The 21,832-nt window shown below is 70.9% G+C and carries 23 protein-coding genes; 6 read left to right on the top strand and 17 right to left on the bottom strand.

Annotated elements, in window-relative coordinates:
- Window positions 1-25: 25 nt before the first annotated feature.
- The 4 genes from IEZ19_RS28735 to IEZ19_RS28720 form a co-directional block, all read right to left on the bottom strand.
- Window positions 26-580, bottom strand: coding sequence for a GNAT family N-acetyltransferase (locus IEZ19_RS28735; protein WP_189314225.1), 555 nt, complete (start codon window positions 578-580; stop codon window positions 26-28).
- Window positions 581-600: 20 nt separating this feature from the next.
- On the bottom strand, window positions 601-1,827 hold the full coding sequence (gene rocD / locus IEZ19_RS28730; protein WP_189314224.1) for an ornithine--oxo-acid transaminase: 1,227 nt from the start codon (window positions 1,825-1,827) through the stop codon (window positions 601-603).
- Window positions 1,827-2,636 (bottom strand): dimethylargininase, encoded by an 810-nt coding sequence (gene ddaH, locus IEZ19_RS28725; protein WP_189314223.1) that lies wholly within the window; start codon window positions 2,634-2,636, stop codon window positions 1,827-1,829. Before ddaH ends, rocD begins: the two co-directional genes overlap by 1 nt.
- A gap of 154 nt (window positions 2,637-2,790) precedes the next feature.
- Window positions 2,791-3,276: an Lrp/AsnC family transcriptional regulator gene (locus IEZ19_RS28720; RefSeq protein ID WP_189314222.1), complete on the bottom strand. Its 486-nt coding sequence runs from the start codon at window positions 3,274-3,276 to the stop codon at window positions 2,791-2,793.
- Between the two features lie 77 nt (window positions 3,277-3,353).
- Between IEZ19_RS28720 and IEZ19_RS28715 the strand changes: the two genes are divergently transcribed.
- The 4 genes from IEZ19_RS28715 to IEZ19_RS28700 are packed head-to-tail and all read left to right on the top strand — an operon-like array spanning window position 3,354 to window position 7,435.
- Window positions 3,354-4,109, top strand: coding sequence for a LytR/AlgR family response regulator transcription factor (locus tag IEZ19_RS28715; protein ID WP_189314221.1), 756 nt, complete (start codon window positions 3,354-3,356; stop codon window positions 4,107-4,109).
- An 11-nt stretch (window positions 4,110-4,120) separates the two neighbouring features.
- Window positions 4,121-4,474, top strand: a complete 354-nt coding sequence (locus tag IEZ19_RS28710; RefSeq protein ID WP_189314220.1) for a hypothetical protein — start codon at window positions 4,121-4,123, stop codon at window positions 4,472-4,474.
- Between the two features lie 5 nt (window positions 4,475-4,479).
- On the top strand, window positions 4,480-6,192 hold the full coding sequence (locus tag IEZ19_RS28705; protein ID WP_189314219.1) for a sodium/solute symporter: 1,713 nt from the start codon (window positions 4,480-4,482) through the stop codon (window positions 6,190-6,192).
- A 37-nt stretch (window positions 6,193-6,229) separates the two neighbouring features.
- Window positions 6,230-7,435, top strand: a complete 1,206-nt coding sequence (locus tag IEZ19_RS28700; RefSeq protein ID WP_189314218.1) for a sensor histidine kinase — start codon at window positions 6,230-6,232, stop codon at window positions 7,433-7,435.
- A gap of 3 nt (window positions 7,436-7,438) precedes the next feature.
- Here IEZ19_RS28700 and IEZ19_RS28695 read toward each other — a convergent pair whose 3' ends face one another.
- From IEZ19_RS28695 to IEZ19_RS28675, 5 genes are all read right to left on the bottom strand, one after another.
- Window positions 7,439-7,633, bottom strand: coding sequence for a hypothetical protein (locus tag IEZ19_RS28695; RefSeq protein WP_189314266.1), 195 nt, complete (start codon window positions 7,631-7,633; stop codon window positions 7,439-7,441).
- 77 nt (window positions 7,634-7,710) lie between these two features.
- A complete protein-coding gene (locus tag IEZ19_RS28690; RefSeq protein ID WP_189314217.1) occupies window positions 7,711-8,661 on the bottom strand; it encodes a cytochrome c oxidase assembly protein in 951 nt (316 codons plus the stop codon).
- Between the two features lie 184 nt (window positions 8,662-8,845).
- The gene (locus IEZ19_RS28685) at window positions 8,846-9,871 is read right to left on the bottom strand and encodes a 6-phosphofructokinase (RefSeq protein WP_189314216.1); all 1,026 of its coding nucleotides are present in this window, start codon (window positions 9,869-9,871) and stop codon (window positions 8,846-8,848) included.
- A 213-nt stretch (window positions 9,872-10,084) separates the two neighbouring features.
- Window positions 10,085-10,813 carry a type 1 glutamine amidotransferase gene (locus IEZ19_RS28680; RefSeq protein WP_189314215.1) on the bottom strand — a complete coding sequence of 243 codons (729 nt, stop codon included), beginning with the start codon at window positions 10,811-10,813 and terminating at the stop codon, window positions 10,085-10,087.
- Between the two features lie 20 nt (window positions 10,814-10,833).
- Window positions 10,834-12,072 (bottom strand): Mur ligase family protein, encoded by a 1,239-nt coding sequence (locus IEZ19_RS28675; protein ID WP_189314214.1) that lies wholly within the window; start codon window positions 12,070-12,072, stop codon window positions 10,834-10,836.
- Between the two features lie 150 nt (window positions 12,073-12,222).
- Between IEZ19_RS28675 and def the strand changes: the two genes are divergently transcribed.
- Complete coding sequence (def, locus tag IEZ19_RS28670; RefSeq protein ID WP_189314213.1) at window positions 12,223-12,762, top strand: peptide deformylase; 540 nt, start codon at window positions 12,223-12,225, stop codon at window positions 12,760-12,762.
- Between the two features lie 94 nt (window positions 12,763-12,856).
- Here def and IEZ19_RS28665 read toward each other — a convergent pair whose 3' ends face one another.
- On the bottom strand, window positions 12,857-13,498 hold the full coding sequence (locus IEZ19_RS28665) for a TetR/AcrR family transcriptional regulator (protein WP_189314212.1): 642 nt from the start codon (window positions 13,496-13,498) through the stop codon (window positions 12,857-12,859).
- A gap of 171 nt (window positions 13,499-13,669) precedes the next feature.
- On the opposite strand from IEZ19_RS28665, the gene IEZ19_RS28660 reads away from it, so the two are divergent.
- On the top strand, window positions 13,670-14,932 hold the full coding sequence (locus IEZ19_RS28660; protein ID WP_189314211.1) for an acyl-CoA dehydrogenase family protein: 1,263 nt from the start codon (window positions 13,670-13,672) through the stop codon (window positions 14,930-14,932).
- A 109-nt stretch (window positions 14,933-15,041) separates the two neighbouring features.
- Here IEZ19_RS28660 and IEZ19_RS28655 read toward each other — a convergent pair whose 3' ends face one another.
- From IEZ19_RS28655 to IEZ19_RS28625, 7 genes are all read right to left on the bottom strand, one after another.
- A complete protein-coding gene (locus IEZ19_RS28655) occupies window positions 15,042-15,563 on the bottom strand; it encodes a cupin domain-containing protein (RefSeq protein WP_189314210.1) in 522 nt (173 codons plus the stop codon).
- A 7-nt stretch (window positions 15,564-15,570) separates the two neighbouring features.
- Window positions 15,571-16,785: a cytochrome P450 gene (locus IEZ19_RS28650; RefSeq protein WP_189314209.1), complete on the bottom strand. Its 1,215-nt coding sequence runs from the start codon at window positions 16,783-16,785 to the stop codon at window positions 15,571-15,573.
- Between the two features lie 7 nt (window positions 16,786-16,792).
- The gene (locus tag IEZ19_RS28645; RefSeq protein WP_189314208.1) at window positions 16,793-17,845 is read right to left on the bottom strand and encodes a type III polyketide synthase; all 1,053 of its coding nucleotides are present in this window, start codon (window positions 17,843-17,845) and stop codon (window positions 16,793-16,795) included.
- Between the two features lie 253 nt (window positions 17,846-18,098).
- On the bottom strand, window positions 18,099-18,332 hold the full coding sequence (locus IEZ19_RS28640; RefSeq protein WP_189314207.1) for a DUF6213 family protein: 234 nt from the start codon (window positions 18,330-18,332) through the stop codon (window positions 18,099-18,101).
- A 24-nt stretch (window positions 18,333-18,356) separates the two neighbouring features.
- Entirely contained in the window at window positions 18,357-19,742 is a 1,386-nt protein-coding gene (locus tag IEZ19_RS28635; RefSeq protein ID WP_189314206.1) for an NADP-dependent succinic semialdehyde dehydrogenase, read from the bottom strand.
- Window positions 19,743-19,817: 75 nt separating this feature from the next.
- Window positions 19,818-20,282, bottom strand: a complete 465-nt coding sequence (locus IEZ19_RS28630; protein ID WP_189314205.1) for an NUDIX hydrolase — start codon at window positions 20,280-20,282, stop codon at window positions 19,818-19,820.
- A complete protein-coding gene (locus tag IEZ19_RS28625; protein ID WP_189314204.1) occupies window positions 20,279-21,817 on the bottom strand; it encodes an ATP-dependent DNA ligase in 1,539 nt (512 codons plus the stop codon). Before IEZ19_RS28625 ends, IEZ19_RS28630 begins: the two co-directional genes overlap by 4 nt.
- Window positions 21,818-21,832 lie beyond the last annotated feature (15 nt).

Genomic DNA, 21,832 nt, shown 5'->3' with positions numbered 1-21,832 from the left:
CCCCGAACCGCCGAGCCGATCCGGTTCACTGCGGCCGTTGCCTCTCGTGGAGGTGGCCTGCCCCGGGGAAGTCTGGTGGGGCCGCCGGCAGTACGGCAGTGAGGTCATAGCCGCACTTGTGTGCCACGCGGCAGGACGCCGTGTTGTCGATCTGGTGCAGGAGCCGGAGGCGGGCCGGTCCGTCGGCGGCGAAGGCCCTGAACGCCCAGTCGGTCACCGTCTCGACCGCCCGTGGCGCCACCCCGCGCCCGCGCGCGTGGGCGGCGGTCCAGTACCCCACCTCGGCGGTGGCGGAGCCGGGCGCGCCGCGTTTGAGCACCACGTGCCCAGCCGGCCGGGGGCCCTCCGCGCCCGTGGTGGTCTCCACCACCGCGAACGCCAGACGGTCCCCGGACTCCCAGCCGCTCATCTGCTCCCGCACCCACCGCCGCGCGCCCGCCAGGTCCGTCACGGCGGCGCTCGTCCACCGGCGCATCGCCTCGTCCCGGCCCAGCTCGACCAGGGCGGCGGCGTCGGACGGCCGCCACGGGCGCAGGAGCAGGGCGGGGGCGGTCGTGGTCGGGTCAGCGGCCAGTTCCATGTGCGGCGGTCTCCGTCGGTTCAGCGCGTCTCGGTCAGCACCTTCCCCAACGCGCCGAGAGCCGAACCGAGTTCCTCGCCCGTGATGGTCAGCGGCGGAGCCAGCCGGATCGTGGAGCCGTGGGTGTCCTTGACGAGGACGCCCTCCCGCATGAGGCGTTCGCTGACCTCGCGGCCGGTGCCGATCGCCGGATCGACGTCGACGCCCGCCCACAGCCCGCGCGAACGGAAGCCGACCACACCCTTGCCGACCAGATCGGACAAGCCGTCCCGCAGGATCACGCCCAACTCGGCCGCCCGGCCCTGGAATTCACCCGTCTCCAGCAGCTCGACCACCGCCGTGCCGACCGCCGCGGCGAGCGGGTTGCCGCCGAACGTCGAGCCGTGCTCGCCCGGCCGCAGCACACCCAGCACGTCGCGCCGGCCCACCACAGCGGACACCGGCACGATGCCGCCGCCCAGCGCCTTGCCCAGCAGCAGGACGTCCGGGACGACGCCCTCGTGCTCGACCGCTAGCGTGCGGCCCGTGCGGCCGAGGCCCGACTGGATCTCGTCCGCGATGAACAGGCAGCCCTTGCGCCGGGTCAGCTCGCGCACCCCGGTGAGGTAGCCCTCGTCCGGGATGATCACGCCTGCCTCGCCCTGGATCGGCTCGATCAGCACCGCCGCCGTCGTCTCGTCGACCGCCGCCTCCAGCGCGGCCAGGTCGTTGTACGGGACGATCCGGAAGCCCGGCGTGAAGGGGCCGAAGCCGGCGCGGGCCGTCTCGTCCGTGGAGAAGCTGACGATCGTCGTCGTACGGCCGTGGAAGTTCTCTGCCGCGACCACGACGGTCGCCCGGTCGGCGGCGACGCCCTTCACGTCGTACGCCCACTTGCGGGCCACCTTGATACCGCTCTCCACCGCCTCGGCGCCGGTGTTCATCGGCAGCACCATGTCCAGGCCGGTCAACGCGGCCAGCCGCTCGGCGAATTCGGCGAGCTTGTCGTTGTGGAAGGCGCGCGAGGTCAGCGTCAGCCGGTCCAGCTGACGGTGCGCGGCCTCGATCAGGTCCGGGTGGCGGTGGCCGAAGTTGAGGGCCGAGTAGCCGGCCAGCATGTCGAGGTAGCGGCGGCCCTCGACGTCCTCCACCCAGGTGCCCTGGGCGCGAGCGACCACCACGGGCAGCGGGTGGTAGTTGTGCGCGAGGACCGGCTCCTCCGCCTCGATCAGCTCGGCGGACGTACGGGTGCGCGCGGGTGCGGTCATCAGCGGATCTCCTGGGTGCAGCACTTGATGCCACCGCCGGCCTTGTGGAGCTCCGACAGGTCGACGGGGACGGGGACGTAGCCGTGGTCGGAGAGGCGGGCGGCGAGGGCCTCGGCCTGCGGCGCGATGAAGACGTGGCGTCCGTCGGAGACGGAGTTCAGGCCCCACGCCATCGCGTCGTCGCGGGTCGCGAGCACCGCGTCCGGGTAGAGGCGCGCGAGCACCTCGCGGCTGCCGGGCGAGAAGGCCTCCGGGTAGTACACGATGTTGGTGTCGTCGAGGACGAACAGCGCCGTGTCCAGGTGGTAGAAGTACGGGTCCACCAGGGTCAGGCTGATCACCGGGTGGCCGAAGAACTCCTGCGCCTCGCGATGGGCCTCGCGGGTCGTGCGGAACCCGGTGCCGGCCAGCACGTACCGGCCTGTCCACACCAGGTCGCCCTCGCCCTCGCTCACCGACTCGGGGCGGTGGACGTCGAAGCCCGCCGCCTTGAACCACAGGTCGTAGTGCGTCGACTCGGGGCGCCGCTCGGGCGCGTGGAAGAGGGAGCCGAAGACGCGGCCGCCGACGACGACGGCCGAGTTCGCGGCGAAGACCATGTCCGGCAGGCCGGGGACCGGCTCCACTGCCTCGACCGTGTGGCTGTGGGCCCGGTAGGCGTCGATCAGCGCCCGCCACTGCTCCTGGGCCAGGTCGACGTGGACATGGGTGTCGGGATGCATCCAGGGATTGATCGCGTACTGCACGGCGAAATGTCTGGGTTCACAGACGAGGAAGCGCCGGGAGCGCGGCACACGGCTGTCGGACACAGAGGTGTTCCTCCGCTTTCCTGCGGTGTCGACTGGGGGTGTCACCAAGGTAGGAAGCGACGGATACGCCCGACAAGCGACGAAAGCTGCGTGTCCGCGCAGGAATGCTGCGTTGTGATCAGGCATGACGCAGCGATGATGCGTCCGTACGGGTTTACTCCGGCGCCGCCTGCGTGGCACCCGCTTCCGGACTCTCCGGCAGCAGGTGGGACAGCACCATCACGCTGATCGTCTTGCGGATGAACGGCTCGACACGGATCCGCTCCAGCACCTCCTCGAAGTGCTCCACGTCCCGCGCCCGCACGTGCAGCAGCGCGTCCGCGCCGCCCGTCACCGTCATAGCCGCCGTGATCTCCGGATGATTGCGCACCACCTCCGCGAGCCGCCGGGGCGGTGCCGCGCCCTCGCAGTACACCTCCACGTACGCCTCCGTGCGCCAGCCCAGCGCCGACGGTTGCACCGTGGCCGTGAACCCGGTGATCACGCCCGTCTCACGCAGCCGGTCCACCCGCCGCTTGACCGCGGTTGCCGACAGCCCGATCGCAGCGCCGATCTCGGCGAAGCTGCTCCTCGCGTTCGCCATCAACGCAATGATGATCTTCCGGTCGAGTTCGTCGAACGGGGCGGTCCTGCTGTTCATGTCGGCACTGTATCCAGCGGGAACGTGCACGCCCGGCACATGTCCAGCCGTACGGATTCCACCTAGACTCCACGTTCATGCTGCGCGCCCTCGCCGTCGACGACGAACGCCCCTCGTTGGAGGAACTGCTCTACCTCCTGCACGCCGACCCGCGCGTCGGCAGCGTCGAGGGTGCCTCGGACGCGACCGAGGCCCTGCGCCGCATCACCCGCGCCCTGGAGTCCGGACCCGACGGGCCCGAGGCCATCGACGTCGTCTTCCTCGACGTCCAGATGCCCGGCCTCGACGGCCTGGAGATGGCCCGGCTGCTCACCGGCTTCGCCCGGCCCCCGCTCGTCGTGTTCGTCACCGCCCACGAGGACTTCGCCGTACGCGCCTTCGACCTCAAGGCCGTCGACTACGTCCTCAAACCCGTCCGCAAGGAACGCCTGGGTGAGGCCGTGCGCCGGGCCGCCGAACTGCGCGGCACCGCCCCCCGGATACCCGTGCACGAACCCGACCCCGACCACATACCCGTCGAACTCGGCGGCGTCACCCGCTTCGTCTCCGTCGACGACATCACCCATGTCGAGGCCCAGGGCGACTACGCCCGTCTGCACACCGACCGCGGCAGCCATCTGATCCGCATCCCGCTGTCCACCCTCGAGGATCGCTGGCGCTCCCGCGGTTTCGTGCGTATCCACCGCCGCCACCTCGTGGCCCTGCGCCACATCGGCGAACTCCGCCTGGACGCGGGAACCGTGAGCGTCCTGGTCGGCGGGGAGGAACTCCAGGTCAGCCGGCGCCACGCCCGTGAACTGCGGGACCTGCTGATGCGCCGGACCGCCGGATAAGGGAGGCCGCAGTGGAACCCACCGAGCGCCGCGTCGTCGTCACCGGACCGCCCCGCCGTACCCGGCTGACCTCCGGCTACTACCGGCCGCGCACCGAGATCGACGAGCAGACCACCCTCGGCCACACCTACGTCCGCTCCCTCATGCGCAGCCAACTGCGTGCCGCCCTCACGGTGTTCGCGGTCCTCGTGCTCCTCGTCGGCCCACTCCCGCTGGTCTTCGCCACCACCCCCGACGCCCGCCGCCTCGAATGGCTGGTGCTCGGCTTCTGCCTCTACCCGCCGATGATCCTGCTCGCCCGCTGGTACGTGCGCCGCGCCGAACGCAACGAACGTGACTTCGTCCGCCTCGTCGAGGACCGCTGACGGCCGTGAACTCCAGCTACGCCGTCCCCGCCGTCGCCCTCGTCGTCGTCGCGACCGTCCTCGTCGGCGCGTTCGGGCTGCGCATCTCCCGCACCACCTCCGACTTCTACGTAGCCTCCCGCACCGTCGGCCCCCGCCTCAACGCGGCCGCCATCAGCGGCGAGTACCTCTCCGCCGCCTCCTTCCTCGGCATCGCGGGACTGGTCCTCGTCCAGGGCCGCGACATGCTCTGGTACCCGGTCGGCTACACGGCCGGCTATCTCGTGCTGCTCCTCTTCGTCGCCGCCCCACTGCGCCGCTCCGGTGCCTACACCCTGCCCGACTTCGCCGAGGCCCGCCTCGCCTCCCAGGCGGTACGGCGGCTCGCCGGGGCCTTCGTCGTCGGTGTCGGCTGGCTCTATCTGCTGCCCCAACTCCAGGGCGCCGGGCTCACCCTGGCGGTCCTCACCGGTGCGCCCGATCCGCTCGGCGGGATCATCGTGGCCGTCGTCGTGGTCGCCACGGTCGCCGCGGGCGGCATGCGCAGCATCACCTTCGTCCAGGCCTTCCAGTACTGGCTCAAGCTGACCGCCCTCCTCGTCCCGGTCCTCTTCCTCGCCCTCGCCTGGCAGGGCGACGGCGCGCCGCGCCACGCCTTCGACGAACCGGCGACCTTCCGCGAGCAGCGCAGCGTCCGCTTCGACGACACCGTCGACCTCAGGCTGGAGCGGCCGCTGACCGTCACGGTCAACGGCACCGTCGACGCCCGCCCGCACGCCGCCGCCCAGGTCTCCCTCCCGCCGGGCACCCACCACATCGAGCGCGGCACCCGCCTCACCTTCGCCGCCGGCAGCGCCGTCCCCGTGGCCGACCGGGGCAGCAACGGCGGTATGTCCACCTCGCTCGCCACGGGCCGCGAGGAGCGTCCGCTGTACGCCACGTACGGACTGATCCTCGCCACCTTCCTCGGCACGATGGGCCTGCCGCACGTCGTCGTCCGCTTCTACACCAGCCCGCACGGCGTCGCCGCCCGCCGCACCACCGTCGCCGTCCTCGCCCTGATCGGCGGCTTCTATCTGCTGCCGCCCGTGTACGGCGCGCTGGGCCGCCTCTACGCCCCCGAACTCACCATCAGCGGCGACGCGGACGCCGCCGTCCTGCTGCTGCCCGACCGCATGATCGGCGGCCTCGGCGGCGACCTGCTCGGCGCGCTGGTCTCCGGCGGCGCGTTCGCCGCGTTCCTGTCCACCACGTCGGGGCTGACCATGGCGGTGGCCGGCGTGCTCACCCAGGACGTCCTCCCGTCGCGCGGCGTACGGCACTTCCGGCTCGGCACCGTGCTCGCCATGGCCGTACCGCTGGCGGCCAGCGTGCTGGTGGGCGGGCTGCCCGTGGCCGACGCGGTGGGGCTCGCCTTCGCCGTCTCGGCCTCGTCGTTCTGCCCGCTGCTCGTGCTCGGCATCTGGTGGCGCAGGCTGACCCCGCCGGGCGCCGCCACGGGGATGCTGGTGGGCGGCGGTTCCGCCTTCGTCGCCGTCGCCGCGACCATGGCGGGCTTCCCGGGCACCGGCCCCCTGCACGCCCTGCTCGCCTGGCCCGCGCTGTGGTCGGTGCCGCTCGGCTTCCTGACGATGATCCTGGTGTCCCTGGCCACCGCGGCACGGGTCCCGCCCGGAACGGCGGCGATCCTGGCCAGGTTCCATCTGCCGGAGGAAGTACGGGCGGAGGCGAAGGCATGAACCGACCGGAGCGGCACACGTTCACCGGGGCGAGTGCATGAGCGGCTTCGTCGCGGGCCTGTGCGTCGCCGTCCTCCCACTGCTCGCCGCCGGATTCTGGCTCGGCCGGCGCACCGCGCGCCCCGAGAGCCTTGCCGGACTCGGCACCCCCGTCGAACACGCCACCTTCCAGACCCTGCACACCGCCACCCTCGCCGCGCCCCCGCTGCGGGCCGGACTCACCGAGGAGACGGCGCGCAAGTCGGCCCGCCGGCTGCGCACGCTGCTCGGCACGGACGCGCTGTGCCTCACCGACGAGAAGGAGGTCCTCGTCTGGGACGGCGTCGGCGGACACCACCGCACCGAGATCATGGAACGCCTCGCCGGCCCGCTGGAGACCGGCCGCGGCGAGGCGTTCCCGCTGACCTGCGCGACCCCGGACTGCCCGGTCCGCTGGGCCGTGGTCGCGCCGCTCACCGTCGACGACCGGGTGCACGGCGCGCTCGTCGCCTGTGCCCCGCGCGAGTCCGCCGTCCTCGTCCGCGCGGCCGGCGAGGTGGCCCGCTGGGTGAGCGTCCAGCTGGAACTGGCCGACCTCGACCAGTCCCGCACCAGGCTCATCGAGGCCGAGATCAAGGCCCTGCGGGCCCAGATATCCCCGCATTTCATCTTCAACTCGCTCGCGGTGATCGCCTCATTCGTCCGCACCGACCCCGAACGTGCCCGCGAGCTCCTGCTGGAGTTCGCCGATTTCACCCGCTACTCGTTCCGCAGGCACGGCGACTTCACCACCCTCGCCGACGAACTCCACGCGATCGACCACTACCTGGCGCTCGTCCGCGCCCGCTTCGGCGACCGCCTCGCCGTCACCCTGCAGATCGCGCCCGAGGTGCTGCCGGTCGCCCTGCCGTTCCTGTGCCTGCAGCCCCTCGTCGAGAACGCCGTCAAACACGGCCTCGAGGGCAAGTCCGGCGCCTGCCACATCCAGATCACCGCGCAGGACGCGGGCGCCGAGGCCCTCGTCGTCATCGAGGACGACGGCGTCGGCATGGACCCCGAACAGCTGCGCCGCATTCTCGCGGGCGGCACCAGCCCCTCCGGCGGCATCGGCCTGTCCAACGTCGACGACCGGCTCCGCCAGGTCTACGGCGACGACCACGGACTCGTCATCGAGACCGCCGTAGGAGCGGGAATGAAGATCACCGCCCGGCTGCCGAAGTACCAGCCGGGCGTGCACTCGGCCGGACGCCTCGCGGCCGAGTGAGCGTCACTGGCTCTGGGTGACCACCATGGCCAGGGTGAGCAGTCCCAGCACGACCCAGCCGAACCACAGCCAGCCGTTGCTGCCGAGCGCCACCGTGTAGGCCGTCACCACGACGAGGCCGCCGACGGTGAGCACCCCCATCGCCTTCGTGGAACCGTTCGTCGAACCGGGCATCGCGACACCCTCCTCGAACTGCATGTCTCCCCATGGTGCACGGTTCGGTGTCAGAAGGGCATACGCGGGAGGACGCGGGACGGAGCGACCGCTACGGAAGGTCAGCCCTCGCGGGCGTTCAGTGAGGCCAGGTACGCGTTGTAGGCCTCGAGCTCCTTGTCGCCGTCCCGGTCGGCGGCCCGGTCCTTGCGCCTGGCCTGGCGTTGCTCGGAGCTGTACCACTGGAACAGCAGCGCGATCAGGACCAGCACGGACGGAACTTCGCTGAACGCCCAGGCGATCCCGCCGGCCGCGCTCTGGTCCGAGAGCGCGTCGATGCCCAAGGAGGCGGGCGGGTTCTTGAACGTCTCCACCATCGGCGTCGACGCCATCATCAGCGCGATGCCGAAGAACGCGTGGAACGGCATGCCCGCGAACAGCTCCAGCATCCGCATCAGATGACCCGGCCGGTGCGGACCGGGGTCGACCCCGATGATCGGCCAGAAGAACACCACGCCCACGGCCAGGAAGTGCACCATCATCGCGACGTGACCGGCCTTCGATCCCATCAGGAAGTCGAACAGCGGGGTGAAGTACAGCGCGTACAGACTCGCGATGAACATCGGGATCGTGAACCCGGGATGCGTGACGACCCGCATGTACCGGCTGTGCAGCAGCGCCAGCAGCAGCTCACGCGGCCCCTTGCGGCCCCGGCCCGCGACCGGCAGGGCACGCAGCGCCAGTGTGACGGGTGCGCCCAGCAGGATCAGGATCGGCGACAGCATGCTGATCACCATGTGCTGCACCATGTGCACACTGAACATGACCATGCCGTAGTCGTTCAGCTTCGTGCACATCACCAGCGCGATGGTCAGCACACCGACGACGTACGACACGCTCCGCGCGACGGGCCACGCGTCGCCGCGCCGCCGCAGCCGCACGACACCCCACGCGTACAGGCCGAGCCCCAGCAGACAGGCGACGAGGAAGAACGGATCCGCCGACCACCCGAGCCCACGCCCGAGAGTGAACGGCGGCAAATCCATGGTCATGCCATGCCCGCTGTGATCCATTCGGCAGGCTCCTGTTTCGTGGGGGTTGTGCGCTTTCTGTCCCCAGACAGATTAGAACCGAGCCCGCCCGCCTCTTTGACCGGGGTCGGCACCGGCGCCCCGGAAGGGGCGCGCGGCCGTATCGATGTGCGGCTCCGCCGCGTGGGCGCGAGCACCCCCCGTCGAACCCGCACTCGCCGGACGGCTACAGCACGCACTCCGCTTCGGCATAACGATCCGCCGGCACCGTCTTCAGCGTCTCCACGGCCTCGGCCAACGACACCATCACGATGTCGGTCCCCCGCAATGCGGTCATCCGCCCGAACTCGCCCCGGTGCACGGCCTCCACCGCATGCCACCCGAACCGAGTGGCCAGCACCCGGTCGTAGGCCGTCGGCGTCCCACCCCGCTGCACATGCCCGAGGATCACCGGCCGCGCCTCCTTGCCGAGCCGCTCCTCCAGCTCGATCGACAGCTGCCGCGCGATCCCGGCGAACCGCTCGTGGCCGTAGACGTCCTTGCCGCCCTCGTCGAACTCCATGGTGCCGGGCCTCGGCTTGGCCCCCTCCGCCGCGACGACGATCGCGAACCGCTTGCCCGCCTCGAAGCGCTCGCCGACCCGCGTCGCCAACTCCTCGATATCGAAGGGCCGTTCCGGTACGACGATGGCGTGCGCGCCGGCCGCCATGCCGGAGTGCAGCGCAATCCAGCCGGTGTGGCGGCCCATGACCTCCACGACGAGGACGCGCTGGTGCGACTCGGCCGTCGTCTTGAGCCGGTCGAGGGCATCGGTCGCCACACCGACGGCCGTGTCGAAGCCGAAGGTGACGTCCGTGACGGCGATGTCGTTGTCGATGGTCTTCGGCACGCCCACGATGGGCAGACCGCTGTCCGACAGCAGCCGGGCCGCCTTCAGCGTGCCCTCACCGCCGATCGGGATGATCGCGTCCAGGCCCAGCTCCTCGACATGGCCCCGGGCCCGATCCACACCGTCCCGCAGATGGGAGGGCTGGACGCGGGAGGAACCGAGGATCGTGCCGCCGCGGGCGAGGATGCCGCCCACCGCGTCGAGGTCGAGCTTGAGGTAGTCGCACTCCAGGAGGCCCTTCCAGCCGTCCCGGAAACCGATGACCTCGTCGCCGTGGTCGACGACGGCACGGTGCACGACGGACCGGATGACGGCGTTCAGGCCGGGGCAGTCGCCGCCGGACGTGAGGACACCAATGCGCATAGCCCGAAATACCTTCTCGACGTGGGCCGGGGGCCGGACCGCGCTGTCCGCCCGTCTCCCGGCCACCCTACCGGCGTGAGGTGGTGGCTCCGTACTGGGCGTCCGCCTGCTGGACGTGTCCGCACATCTGAGCGGAACGGCCGTCAGGCGGGCCCGGGAACAACCTGCCGGAAGGCGCTCGAAGGTGCCTTCAGTACCTCTGGAACCCCACGCTCACGCAGGCTGCTGAGCAGCCGCGATGCGCTCGTTGCGGAGCGCCTCGTACCAGCGGTCGTCGATCGGCGGCAGCGCGTTGACGTCGAGCGCCAGCTTCAGCAGCAGGTCGGCGATCAGCGGGTTGCGGGCGAGGACGGGCCCGTGCATGTACGTACCGAACACGGTGTCGTTGTACGCGCCCTCCGTGCCGTCCCCCGTGCCGTTGCCGCGGCCCAGCCGGACCTGGGCGAAGGGGCGGGCCGTGGGGCCGAGCCGGGTGACACCCTGGTGGTTCTCGAAGCCGGTCAGCTGGGGCAGGCCGAGACGCGGGTCGATGTCCGCGAGGACGTCGCCGACACACCGCTCGGCCGTGCCGCGCACGGTCGTCACGTCGAGCAGGCCGAGGCCCGGCTCGCGCTGCCCGAGGTCGTTGATGAACTCGTGGCCGAGGATCTGGTAGCCCGCGCACACGGAGAAGACGATCGCGCCGTTCTCCACCGCCCGGTACAGATGACCGTCCCGGCGCAGCCGCTCGGCCGCGAGCCGCTGCGGGCGGTCCTCGCCGCCGCCGATCAGATAGATGTCGCCGGAGGTCGGGATCGGCTGGTCACTGCGCACGTCGAGCCGGGCCACGTCCAGACCGCGCTGCCGCGCCCGGCGCTCCACCACGAGGGCGTTGCCCTGGTCGCCGTAGGTGCTCAGCAGGTCGGGGTAGATCCACACCAGCCGCAGTTGGTTGTCGCTCATGAAGTGATCGCCCTTCGTGGTCAGTTGCCGACGCGGCGGCGCAGATCCTGGAACGCGGTGTAGTTCGCGATGACCTCGATACGGCCCGCCGGCGCCTGCTGCACGGCCTGGTCGAGGTTCTCGCAGACCTGGAACTGCTGGTTCGCCACCTCGAGGCGCACCGCGAGGTCCAGCTTCCGGTCACCGACGACGAAGATCGGGTGGCCGGTCAGACGCGTGTAGTCGACGTCCCACAACCAGGAGGTGTCGGTGCCGTCGGCGCCGCGCGCGTTCACGGAAAGGATCACCGGGGCGGGCGGCGGATCGATCAGGGAGAACGTCTCGAGCCAGCCCGCCGGGTTCTTCGCGAGCAGCAGCCGCAGGTCGCGGCCCTGGAACTGGACGACGTCATAGCGCCCGGCGACCGCCTGCACCTGGTACATGCGCTCCAGGGCGACCTGCGGCGGCACCCCGAAGACGGCGGCGACGGCCGCGGAGCTGGCGGCGTTGGCCTTGTTGGCGCGGCCCGGCAGCTGGAGGTGGATCGGCCAGGCCGAGCCGTGCGGATCCAGCACGTGGTCCCCGGACAGAGCCCAGCTCGGCGTCGGTCGGCGGAACCCGCACTCGCCGCAGAACCAGTCGTCGCCGGGACGCTGCATCACACCGCCGCAGGACGGGCAGGACCAGGCGTCGTCCTTCCACATCTGGCCGGCGGCGACCCAGATCACATTGGGGGAGGAGGACGCGGCCCACACCACCAGCGGGTCGTCGCAGTTGGCGACGACGACGGCCTTGGAGCCGGCCAGGCCCTCGCGCCAGTTCTCCGCGAGCATGCGGGTCTCCGCGGCGCGGTCGAGCTGGTCGCGGGAGAGGTTGAGCAGCGCGATGCACTTCGGGGAGGTGTCCCGCGCCACACCGGCGAGGTACTTCTCGTCGACCTCGATGACACCGAACTTGGCGTCCGAGCCGCCCGCCAGCGCGGAGGTGATGCCGGCCGGCATGTTGGCCCCGAGCGCGTTGGACACGACCGGGCCCGCGGCGCGCAGCGCCTCGGCGATGAGCCGGGTGGTCGTGGTCTTGCCGTTGGTCGCGGAGACCAGGGTCACGTCCAGGTTCTGGGCGAGCCGGGCGAGGAGGTCGGGGTCGAGCTTGAGAGCCACGCGGCCACCGATCACCGATCCGCTGCCGCGCCCCGCGGCACGCGACGCCGCCGCGACCGCCTTGCCCGCGGTCACTGCGAGCTTGGCCCGCGGCGTGAGCGCGTCCGAGTTGCCTGCCATCAGTTCTCGATCCTCCTTGCGTACGCGCCGCGCGTGAGCCATCCGGCAACGTGGTGTGGACGTCAGCCTATCGAGATCCATTCGCACACCCGAATCGCGGCCCACGCCTGCGCGGCGGGGGTGGGCCGATCGAACCGTACCCTTGCGGCCATGCGACACGGTTCCATTCCGGGCGCCCGCGGGCGGGTTCGGCCTCTCACCCTGCTCGGCGGCGGGGCGCTGCGCGAGCGATGCCGCGAAGTCACCGACTTCGGCCCCGATCTGGCTTCCCTCGTGGAGGATTTGTTCGCGACGATGTACGCGGCGCAGGGGGTGGGTCTGGCGGCCAACCAGATCGGCGAGCCGCTGCGGGTGTTCGTCTACGACTGCCCCGACGACGAGGACGTACGTCACCTGGGACATGTCGTGAACCCCCGTCTGGTGGAGGCGGACGGCGTGGTGATCCGGGGCCCCGAGGGCTGCCTGTCCCTGCCGGGGCTCGAGGCGGGTACGGAGCGGTACGACCACGTGGTGGTCGAGGGATTCACGGTCACGGGGGAGCCGGTGACCGTCCACGGCACGGGGTTCTTCGCCCGGTGTCTGCAGCACGAGTGCGACCACTTGGAGGGGAGGCTGTACGCCGACCAGCTCACCGGCTGGCGTCGGAGACGACTCATGAGGCAGGTGGCGCGATCCTCTTGGTGCCGCTGAGGATGCCGGCCCAAGGGGCGCGAGGCCGTATCGATGTGCGGCTGCGGCGCGTGGGCGCGATCAACCACGACGCACCCGCACCCGAAACGCACCGTCAGAACCCCGGGCCCCCGACCCGGTCTCCCGCCGCAGCGAGCCGACCCCACAGAAGGTCCGCCAAGCTCTTCACCAACTCAGCGCGCGAGCAAGGCCGTTCACCCAGCCACCAGTCACCCGCCGCATGCATCATCCCGACGATCCCGTGTCCCCACACCCGGGCGAGCTGCTGGCTACCGGGCCCGAGATCCAGCCGGTCCTCGATCACCTGAGCCAACTCCTCGCCCATCCTGCGGAGCAACGGCACACTGTGTTTGCCGACGTCGAACCCCTGGTCGCTCTGGGAGCCCTCGGACGGATGCATGAGGAATCGATACACCTGGGGCCGTGCCTCGATCGCGGCCAGGTAGGTGTCCAACGTGGACTCGACGCGCTCCCGCCGCTCCGCCGGAGCGTCCAGCGCTGCCCGCAACGAATTGAGCAGCGCGTCCGTGTGCCGCTTGGCCAGGGCGGCGTAAAGCCCGCCCTTGTCCCCGAAGTGCCGGTAGAGGATCGGCTTGGTGATGCCGGCTTCCGCGGCGATCGCGTTCATCGAGGCCTGCGGACCGTCACGCAGCACCACTCTGTCCGCGGCCTCCAGCAGCTCGCGTCGTCGGCGGGCCGCGGACCGCTGCTGATCGGTCCGCTGCGTGGTGTTCATGATCTCTCCCCACCCGTGCTGTTTCGGTGACGCCTGCGCAAACTAACACTGACCCCACCCCTGACATCGAACGGGATGCCGACCGGCCGTCGGGAGTTGACTTTTCCTACCGGTCGGTAACACACTGCGAGTTACCGCAAGTAACAGGCACGCGCCGCCGCTGGAGGGGACATGGCCGAGTTCACCATGGAGCTCAACGACGAACAGAAGGAGGTCCGGGACTGGCTCCACGGCTTCGCCGCGGATGTGATCCGCCCCGCGGCCGCCGAATGGGACGAGCGTGAGGAGACTCCCTGGCCGGTCATCCAGGAGGCGGCCAAGATCGGCATCTACTCGCTCGACTTCTACGCCCAGCAGTACTTCGACCCTACGGGCCTCGGCATACCGATGGCCATGGAGGAGCTGTTCTGGGGCGACGCGGGCATCGCCCTCTCCATCGTCGGCACCGGCCTCGCCGCCGTGGGCGTCCTCGCCAACGGCACCGAGGAGCAGATCGGCACCTGGATCCCGCAGATGTACGGCGACGCCAACGATGTCAAGGTCGCCGCGTTCTGCTCCTCCGAGCCCGACGCCGGCTCCGACGTGGCCTCCATGCGCACGCGTGCCGTGTACGACGAGGCCAAGGACGAGTGGGTGATCGACGGCACGAAGACCTGGGCGACGAACGGCGGCATCGCCAACGTCCACGTGGTCGTGGCCGTGGTCGACCCGGAGCTCGGTTCCAAGGGCCACGCCTCCTTCATCGTCCCGCCGGGCACGCCCGGGCTCGCCCAGGGACAGAAGTTCAAGAAGCACGGCATCCGCGCCTCGCACACCGCCGAGGTCATCCTCGACAACGTGCGCGTGCCCGGCTCCTGTCTGCTCGGCGGCAAGGAGAAGCTCGACCAGCGCCTGGCCCGGGCCCGGGAGAGGGCCAAGGCCGGTGGTGTGGGGGTTCCCCCGCTCGAGCGAAGCCGAGAGTCGGAGAGGGTGAAGAACGCGGCGATGGCGACGTTCGAGGCGAGTCGGCCCGCCGTTGGAGCCATGGCGGTCGGCACCGCCCGGGCCGCCTACGAGGTCGCCCTCGACTACGCCAGGACCCGTGAGCAGTTCGGGCGGCCGATCATCGACAACCAGGGCGTGGCTTTCCAGCTCGCGGACATGCGGACGTCGATCGACGCCGCGCGGCTGCTGGTGTGGCGGGCCTCGTGGATGGCGATCAACGGCAGGCCGTTCACCGCGGCCGAGGGGTCGATGTCCAAGCTGTTCGCGAGCGAGACCGCGAAGAAGGTGACCGCGCAGGCCGTTCAGATTCTGGGTGGCAACGGTTACACGCGGGAGTATCCCGTCGAGCGGATGCACCGGGACTCCGCGATCTACACGATCTTCGAGGGTACGAGCGAGATCCAGCGGTTGGTGATCGCCCGTACGCTCGCCGGAATGCCGATCCGGTAGCGCCGGTCCGTGGGCGCGACTTGGGCCACGAGTGCGTCGTGGCTCGTCGCGCCCACGCGGCGGAGCCGCACATCGGCACAGCCCCGCGCCCCTGCGGGGCGCGTTGCACTCACCGGTGTTTCAGCGGTGTCAGTTGTTCGATGTCGTAGCGCTTGCGCAGGTCCTCGATCGCCTCGTGGTCCGGTGGGCCCCCTACGCCCAGGATCTCGAGCAGCTCCTCGAAGTAGCGCTCGTGGTCCGGGGGCGGGGACGCCTGGAAGAACATCCGTGCCGGGGTGTCCGTCGGGTTCGCGAAGGCGTGGGGGCAGCCGGGGGGCACGACGATCACCGTGCCCGGTGCCGCCCGTACCACCCTGGTGCCGGAACTCGACTCCCAGCGCTGCCAGTTGTCGGGGGTTCGGACCCGGGGCTCGAAGGCGAGGACGTCCAGCTCGCCGTCGAGCACGTAGAACAACTCCTCGCTGCGCGTGTGGACATGAGCGCCGACGTCGAAGCCGGGCGGGACCTCCACCTCGAACGTGGACGCCGTCCGCGAGTGCGTGCCCGTCACCTTGAACGTCACGCGCTGGGCCGGAGTCTGGACGACCCGGCCGTGGCCGGGCGGTACGAGCAGGCCCTCCGTCGCTGTCATCGTCGCCTCACCAGGTCACGGGCAGGGACTCGGGCCCGCGGATCAACGCGCCCTTCCTGAAGGGCACTTGTTCCGGCGGTACCGCGAGCCGCAGGCCGGGCACCCGGTCGAGCAGGGCATCCAGCAGCAGCTCCGCCTCGAGTCGGGCCAGCATGCCGCCGGGGCAGTAGTGCGGGCCGAAGCCGAACGCCACGTGCGCGTTGGGGCTGCGGTCGAAGTCGATCCTCTCCGGGTCGGGGAAGACGTCCGGGTCACGGTTGGCGGCCAGGTACGACACATAGATCGCGTCGCCCGCGCGGATCCGCACGCCCCCGACGTCCACGTCCTCCATGGCGATCCGGGACAGTCCGACCGCGTTGCGGTGCGGGATGTAGCGCAGCAGTTCGTCGATGGCCTTCGGCCTGATCTCCGGTTCGGCGCGCAGCCGTCGCACCAGGTCCGGGCGGGTCAGCAGCAGATAGAACATCTGCCCGCTGTTGTTGGTGACCGCCTCGCCGCCGATCTGCAGGAGGACGGCCAGTCCGACCGCCTGCTCGAGTGTCACCTCGCCGTGGCCCACGGCGGCGCCGAGCAGCGAGGTGACATCCTCGCCCCTGCTGCCCTCGCGCAGGCCGATGAGGTCGGAGAAGTAGGCGCCCATCTCGTTCCTGGCCTTCTCGCTGACCGGTCTGCCGTGCGAGGACGAAAGGATCAGCTGAGTCCAGGAGTGCATGCTGTGCCGGTCGACGGCCGGCACCCCCATCAGCTCGCAGATCACCGAGATGGGGAACGGGCCGAGCACCGCACTGGTGAGATCGGCGGGCGGGCCGTCCTCGAGGAGTTCGTCGACCAGCTCGTCCAGCATGCCGCGGGCCTTGTCCCGGACCCGCTCCACACCGTTCGCGGTGAACGCGGTGGCGACCGAACGGCGCAGCCGGGTGTGGTCGGGCGGGTCCAGGAAGCCGACCGCGCCGCGCTGCGGGATGAAGTGCGGGGCGAGCCGGGTGACCGGGTGGTCCATGACCGCCTCGCGGCTGAAGCGGGGGTCGTTGGCCACCATCCGTACGTCGTCGTACCGGGTGACCAGCCAGGCCCAGCCCTCGCCGTTGGGCAGCCGGACGCGGGTGACCGGGTCCTCGCGCATCAGCTCGGTCAGCACGGGGTCGAAGTCGACCCCGGTCAGATCGAGCGCCGGCCAGTGCCGGGCGGGGGGCACCGTCTCGGTGAGCGTCTCGTCCGTCATGGCGCCCTCAGCTCCCCTGGGTCCAGCTGCCGACGGTCATCTCGGCGGTGATGCCGGGACCGAAGCCGGCGAGGAGGCCGCGCGCCCGGTCCTCGGCGCCGCCCTCGTCGAAGAGCCGGCGCAGCGCGTCCAGGACGACGGCGCTGGCGATGTTGCCGTACTCGGTGAGCGTCGCCCGGCTGAACCGGAAGGCGTACGGCTCGACCTTCAGGAACTTGCTGAGGTCGTCGAGTATTCGGGGACCGCCCGCGTGAATGATGTAGAAGTCCAGGTCGGTCGCGTCCCAGCCGTGCGTGCCGGCGAGGTCCTTGAGCGCCGGGGCGAGCGGTTCCATCGTGGCGGGCACCCGCTTGTCCAGCAGGAAGTGGAAGCCGGTGGCCCGGACGTCGTACGCGATCCAGTCCTCGGTCTTGGGGATCAGATACGACCCGTTGCGTTCCAGCTGGACGCCCGTGCCGCCCCGGCCGCGCACCACGGCCGCGGCGATGCCGTCGCCGAACAGGCCGTTGGACAGGAGCGAGCCGACGCCGAGGTCGGTGGGCTGGTAGCACAGCGAGCAGAACTCGCAGGCCACGATGAGGGCGTTGGCCTCCGGGTAGGCCGTGCAGAAGTCGTGCGCCCGGTTGATGGCCGCCCCGCCGGCCGCGCAGCCCAGCTGGGCGATGGGCAGCTGCCGGGTGGTGCTCGGGAAGTCCATCTCGTTGATCAGCCACGCGGTCAGCGACGGCATCATGAAGCCCGTGCACGACACGTAGATGATGACATCGATGTCGGATGTCAGAAGCTCCGCGTCGTCGAGCGCTCGCTGGATCACCTCGGGGACCCGGGCCTTGGCCTCCGACTCGTAGAGCTTGTTGCGCTCCTCGAAGCCGGGGTGTTTCAGGGTCTCCTCGATGGGCTGCACGATGTGCCGGGTGTGTACTCCGGTGTTCTCGATCAGCCGGAGAGCGAGTGGCAGGTGCGGGTTGTCCGCGTGGTGCGTACGCGCCAGCTCCAGCGTCTCCTCCATCGTGATCACGTGCTCCGGTACGGACACCGAGGGTCTGCACAAAGTAGCCATGAGCCGTCCCTGCTTTCTGCCTTCCGGCAGGCCTTCGCCCGCCGGTCAGAAGGTGGTCCATTCAGACTCACCCGACAGGGCGGCGATCTCGCGCGGGACTACTCCGAACCGGGGATGGAGGGTAAGGGGCGCCATCGAGCCCGGGGGACCGCAAGGCGCCCCGGAGGGGCGCGGGGGCCGTATCGATCTGCGGCTCCGTGGCGGGGGCGTGACCAGCCTCAGAGCGACCCGCACCCGGCAACGCGCAAGACCCCTACGGCGCCCCGCTGCTATGAGCAATGCACGCCACATCAATACGATCGGCCAGCTTCGCCAACTCGATGGTCAGCGCAGCGACCGTGTCCTCGTCGAGCCCGTCCTCCCCCGCCTCGACCAGGGTCAGCCACCGCCCCCCCACCGTACGGAGCAGCTTGCTCACGTCGGCCGCGGCCACCTGCAAGGTCCCGCGGTCGTCGACGATCAGAGGGAGTGTCACTTCGCGGTTCACAGACGGATCGTAGCCGCGGAAACCTCACGCGCCGTGCCACACCGTGGTGATGTTGCAGAACTCGCGGATCCCGTGCCCGGACAGCTCACGCCCGTACCCGGACCGCTTGACCCCGCCGAACGGGAACGCCGGGTGCGACGCGGTCATCCCGTTGAAGTACACACTGCCCGCCTCCAGGTCCCGGACGAACCGGTCCACCTCGGCCTCGTCCCGGGTCCACACGTTCGAACTGAGTCCGAACGGCGAGTCGTTGGCGATGAGCACGGCCTCGTCCAGGTCGCCGGCCCGGTACAGCGTGGCCACCGGACCGAACGCCTCCTCACGGTGGATCCGCATCTCGCGGGTGATGCCGGACAGGACGGTCGGCGGGTAGTACCAGCCGGGCCAGTCCGGGCGCTTGCCGCCGCACAGCACGTGCGCGCCGCTGCGCGTGGCGTCGTCGACCAGTTCCTCCAGGTCGGTCCGTCCCCGCTCGCTGGCCAGCGGGCCGACGTCGGTGTCCGCCAGCTGCGGGTCGCCGACCTTCAGCGCCTTCATGCCCTCGACGAAGCGCTCGGCGAAGGCGTCGTACACGTCCGTGTGCACGATGAACCGCTTGGCGGCGATGCACGACTGCCCGTTGTTCTGGACGCGCGCGGTCACGGCGATCTGCGCTGCCCGGTTCAGGTCGGCGGACGGCATGACGACGTACGGGTCGCTGCCGCCCAGCTCCAGCACCGTCTTTTTGATCATCTGGCCGGCCGTGGAAGCGACCTCGCGTCCCGCGGGTTCGCTGCCTGTGAGGGTGGCCGCCCGGACGCGCTCGTCCAGCAGGATCCCGCCGACCGCGCCGGAGCCGATCAGCAGGGTCTGGAAACAGCCCTCGGTGTAGCCCGCGCGGTGGAACAGATCCTCCAGGTAGAGCGCGGTCTGCGGGACGTTCGAGGCGTGCTTGAGCAGGCCCACGTTGCCCGCCATCAGGGCCGGTGCCGCGAACCGGATCACCTGCCACAGCGGGAAGTTCCACGGCATCACCGCGAGCACCGGCCCGAGCGGCCGGTAGCGGACCCGGACGCGTGACGCGCCGGAGTCCCGTACGTCGGCCTCCGCGGGCTCCTCGTCGGCCAGCAGTTCCTCGGCGTGCTCGGCGTACCAGCGCATTGCCTTGGCGCACTTGGCGGCCTCCGCGTGGGCCTGCCGGATCGGCTTGCCCATCTCGGTCGTCATCGTCCGCGCGATGTCCTGCCGGTCCTCGTCCAGGAGGTTCGCCGCCTGGATCAGCAGACGGGCACGGTCGACGAAGTTGCTCGCCCGGTACGTTCGGAAGGTGGCTTCGGCCAGCTGGAGCCGGCGCTCGATCTCCTCGTCGCCCATGGCCTCGTACGTCTTGAGCGTCTCGCCGGTCGCCGGGTTCACCGTCGCGATGGGCATGGCTGACCTCCCTGGGAGCGGGCTTGTAACGACCTTCGCGCGCGACGCCGGGGACCGCAACGTGTGAGCATTCGTTCAGCCCGGGTGCTCGGCCAGCCGGTCGAGAAACGCGGTCTGGGCCCGGACGATCACGTCCGCCGCCCGGTCCAGGCCGAACCACCGGACGCGGTCCAGTTCCGGGAACTGCTGGGTCTTCCCGGACCTCGGCGGCCACTCCATCTCGAACGTGCCGGGGGTGATCGCCGCCGGGTCCAGGTCCGCCTCGACCGCCCACGCCGTGACGATCTTGCCGCCCGTCTGCTTCACCTCGCCCAGCGGTACGGCCCGTCCGTCCGGCGGCGGCACGCCCAGCTCCTCGCGGAACTCGCGCCGGGCCGCGTCCCAGGCCGTCTCGTCGCTCCCGTACTCGCCCTTGGGCATGGTCCACGCCCCCGTGTCCTTCTTCGCGAAGAAGGGGCCGCCCATGTGGCCGAGCAGCACCTCCAGGCCGTCCTCGGTGCGCCGGAACAGCAGGAGACCCGCGCTGTGCCTCTCCGTCACGGCCGCACCTCCGGGTGCGCGGCCAGCAGGGTCTCGACCGTGTCCGCCTCCTGCGCCGCCTTGTCCTCGCGGTAGCGGACGACGCGGGCGAAGCGGAGGGTGACGCCGGCCGGGTAGCGGGAGGAGCGCTGCAGGCCGTCGTAGGCGATCTCGACGACGAGTTCGGGGCGTACGGTCACCACCCAGCCGTCGTCCTCCACGGCCAGCTCCTGGAGCCGCTCGGTCTGCCAGGTGAGCAGCGCGTCCGTCAGGCCCTTGAACGTCTTGCCCAGCATGGCGAAGGTGCCGTCCGGGTTGCGGGCGCCCAGATGCAGGTTGGAGAGTCTGCCGGTGCGCCGCCCGTGCCCCCATTCCGCGGCGAGGACGACCAGGTCGAGGGTGTGGACGGGCTTGACCTTCAGCCACGCGGCACCACGCCGGCCCGCGCTGTACGGGGCGTCCAGGGCCTTCACCACCACTCCCTCGTGACCGCGCGCGAGGGTGACCGCGAGGAATCCCTCGGCCTCGGCGATGTCCTCCCCGCCGGCCACCAGCGTCCGGCGCACCCGCATCGGCTCGGGCACCAGCCGGGCCAGCTCCGCGTGCCGGGCATCGAAGGGCAGGTCGAGCAGATCGCGGCCGTCGATGGAGAGCGCGTCGAAGAAGACGGGGGAGACGGGGACCTCCTGGGCGGCCTTCGCCACGTCCACGCGGGAGCCGACGCGCCCGGCGGTCTCCTGGAACGAGCGCGGCCGGCCGTCTGCGCCGAAGGACAGCACCTCACCGTCCAGAATGAACCGCTCACCCGCCAACTCCAGTGCCGCGGACGTCACTTCGGGCAGCCGGTCGGTGATGTCGTCGAGGGTGCGGGTGTGGATGCGCACCATGTCGCCGTCCCGGTGGACCTGGACGCGGATGCCGTCCAGCTTCTCCTCGACCGCGCAGGCACCCAGTCTGCCGACCGCCTCCGCGACGGAGGAGGCGGTCTGCGCCAGCATCGGCAGGACCGGGCGGCCGACGGTGAGCCGGAACCGGTCGAGCGCCGCGGACCCGTCCGCGAGCAGCGCCTGCGCGACCGTCTGCAGCGAACCTGCGAGCATCACCGCACGCCGTACGTCCGCGGCGACCGCACCGGTGGCCTGCGCGAGGCCCTCCACGGCGACCGCGTCCAGGGCGCCCTGGCGCACCTCGCCGGTGATCAGACCGAACAGGAAGCGTTGCTCGCCCTCGGTGGCCGCGCCCATCAACTCGCCCACCAGACGCGCCCGTTCGGCCTGCGAGCCCGGCCCGGACAGCTTGCCCAGTTCCGTGAGTCGGGCGTCCACCTCGCGCACGGTGAGCGACGACTCCGCCGCCGGAGGGACCCGATTGCTCAGCACCTTCCAGCCGACGCCGAGCCGCCCCTGCGGCAGCCGTCCGGCCAGATACGGGATGACGATCGGCACGTCGTCCGGCTCAGCTTCCCGGAACAACTCGGCGAGCAGTGCGGTCTTGCGGGAGCGCGCCGACGCGGCGGCGACCTCCCCGGACACGTCGGCGAGCCGGCTCAGCAGCATGCAGCCATGGTGCAA

This window comes from Streptomyces brasiliensis, assembly GCF_014647875.1.
In the GTDB taxonomy this organism is placed as follows: Bacteria; Actinomycetota; Actinomycetes; order Streptomycetales; family Streptomycetaceae; genus Streptomyces; species Streptomyces brasiliensis.
Note: the sequence above shows the minus strand (reverse complement) of the source record. Positions and strands in the feature narration are given on the sequence as shown.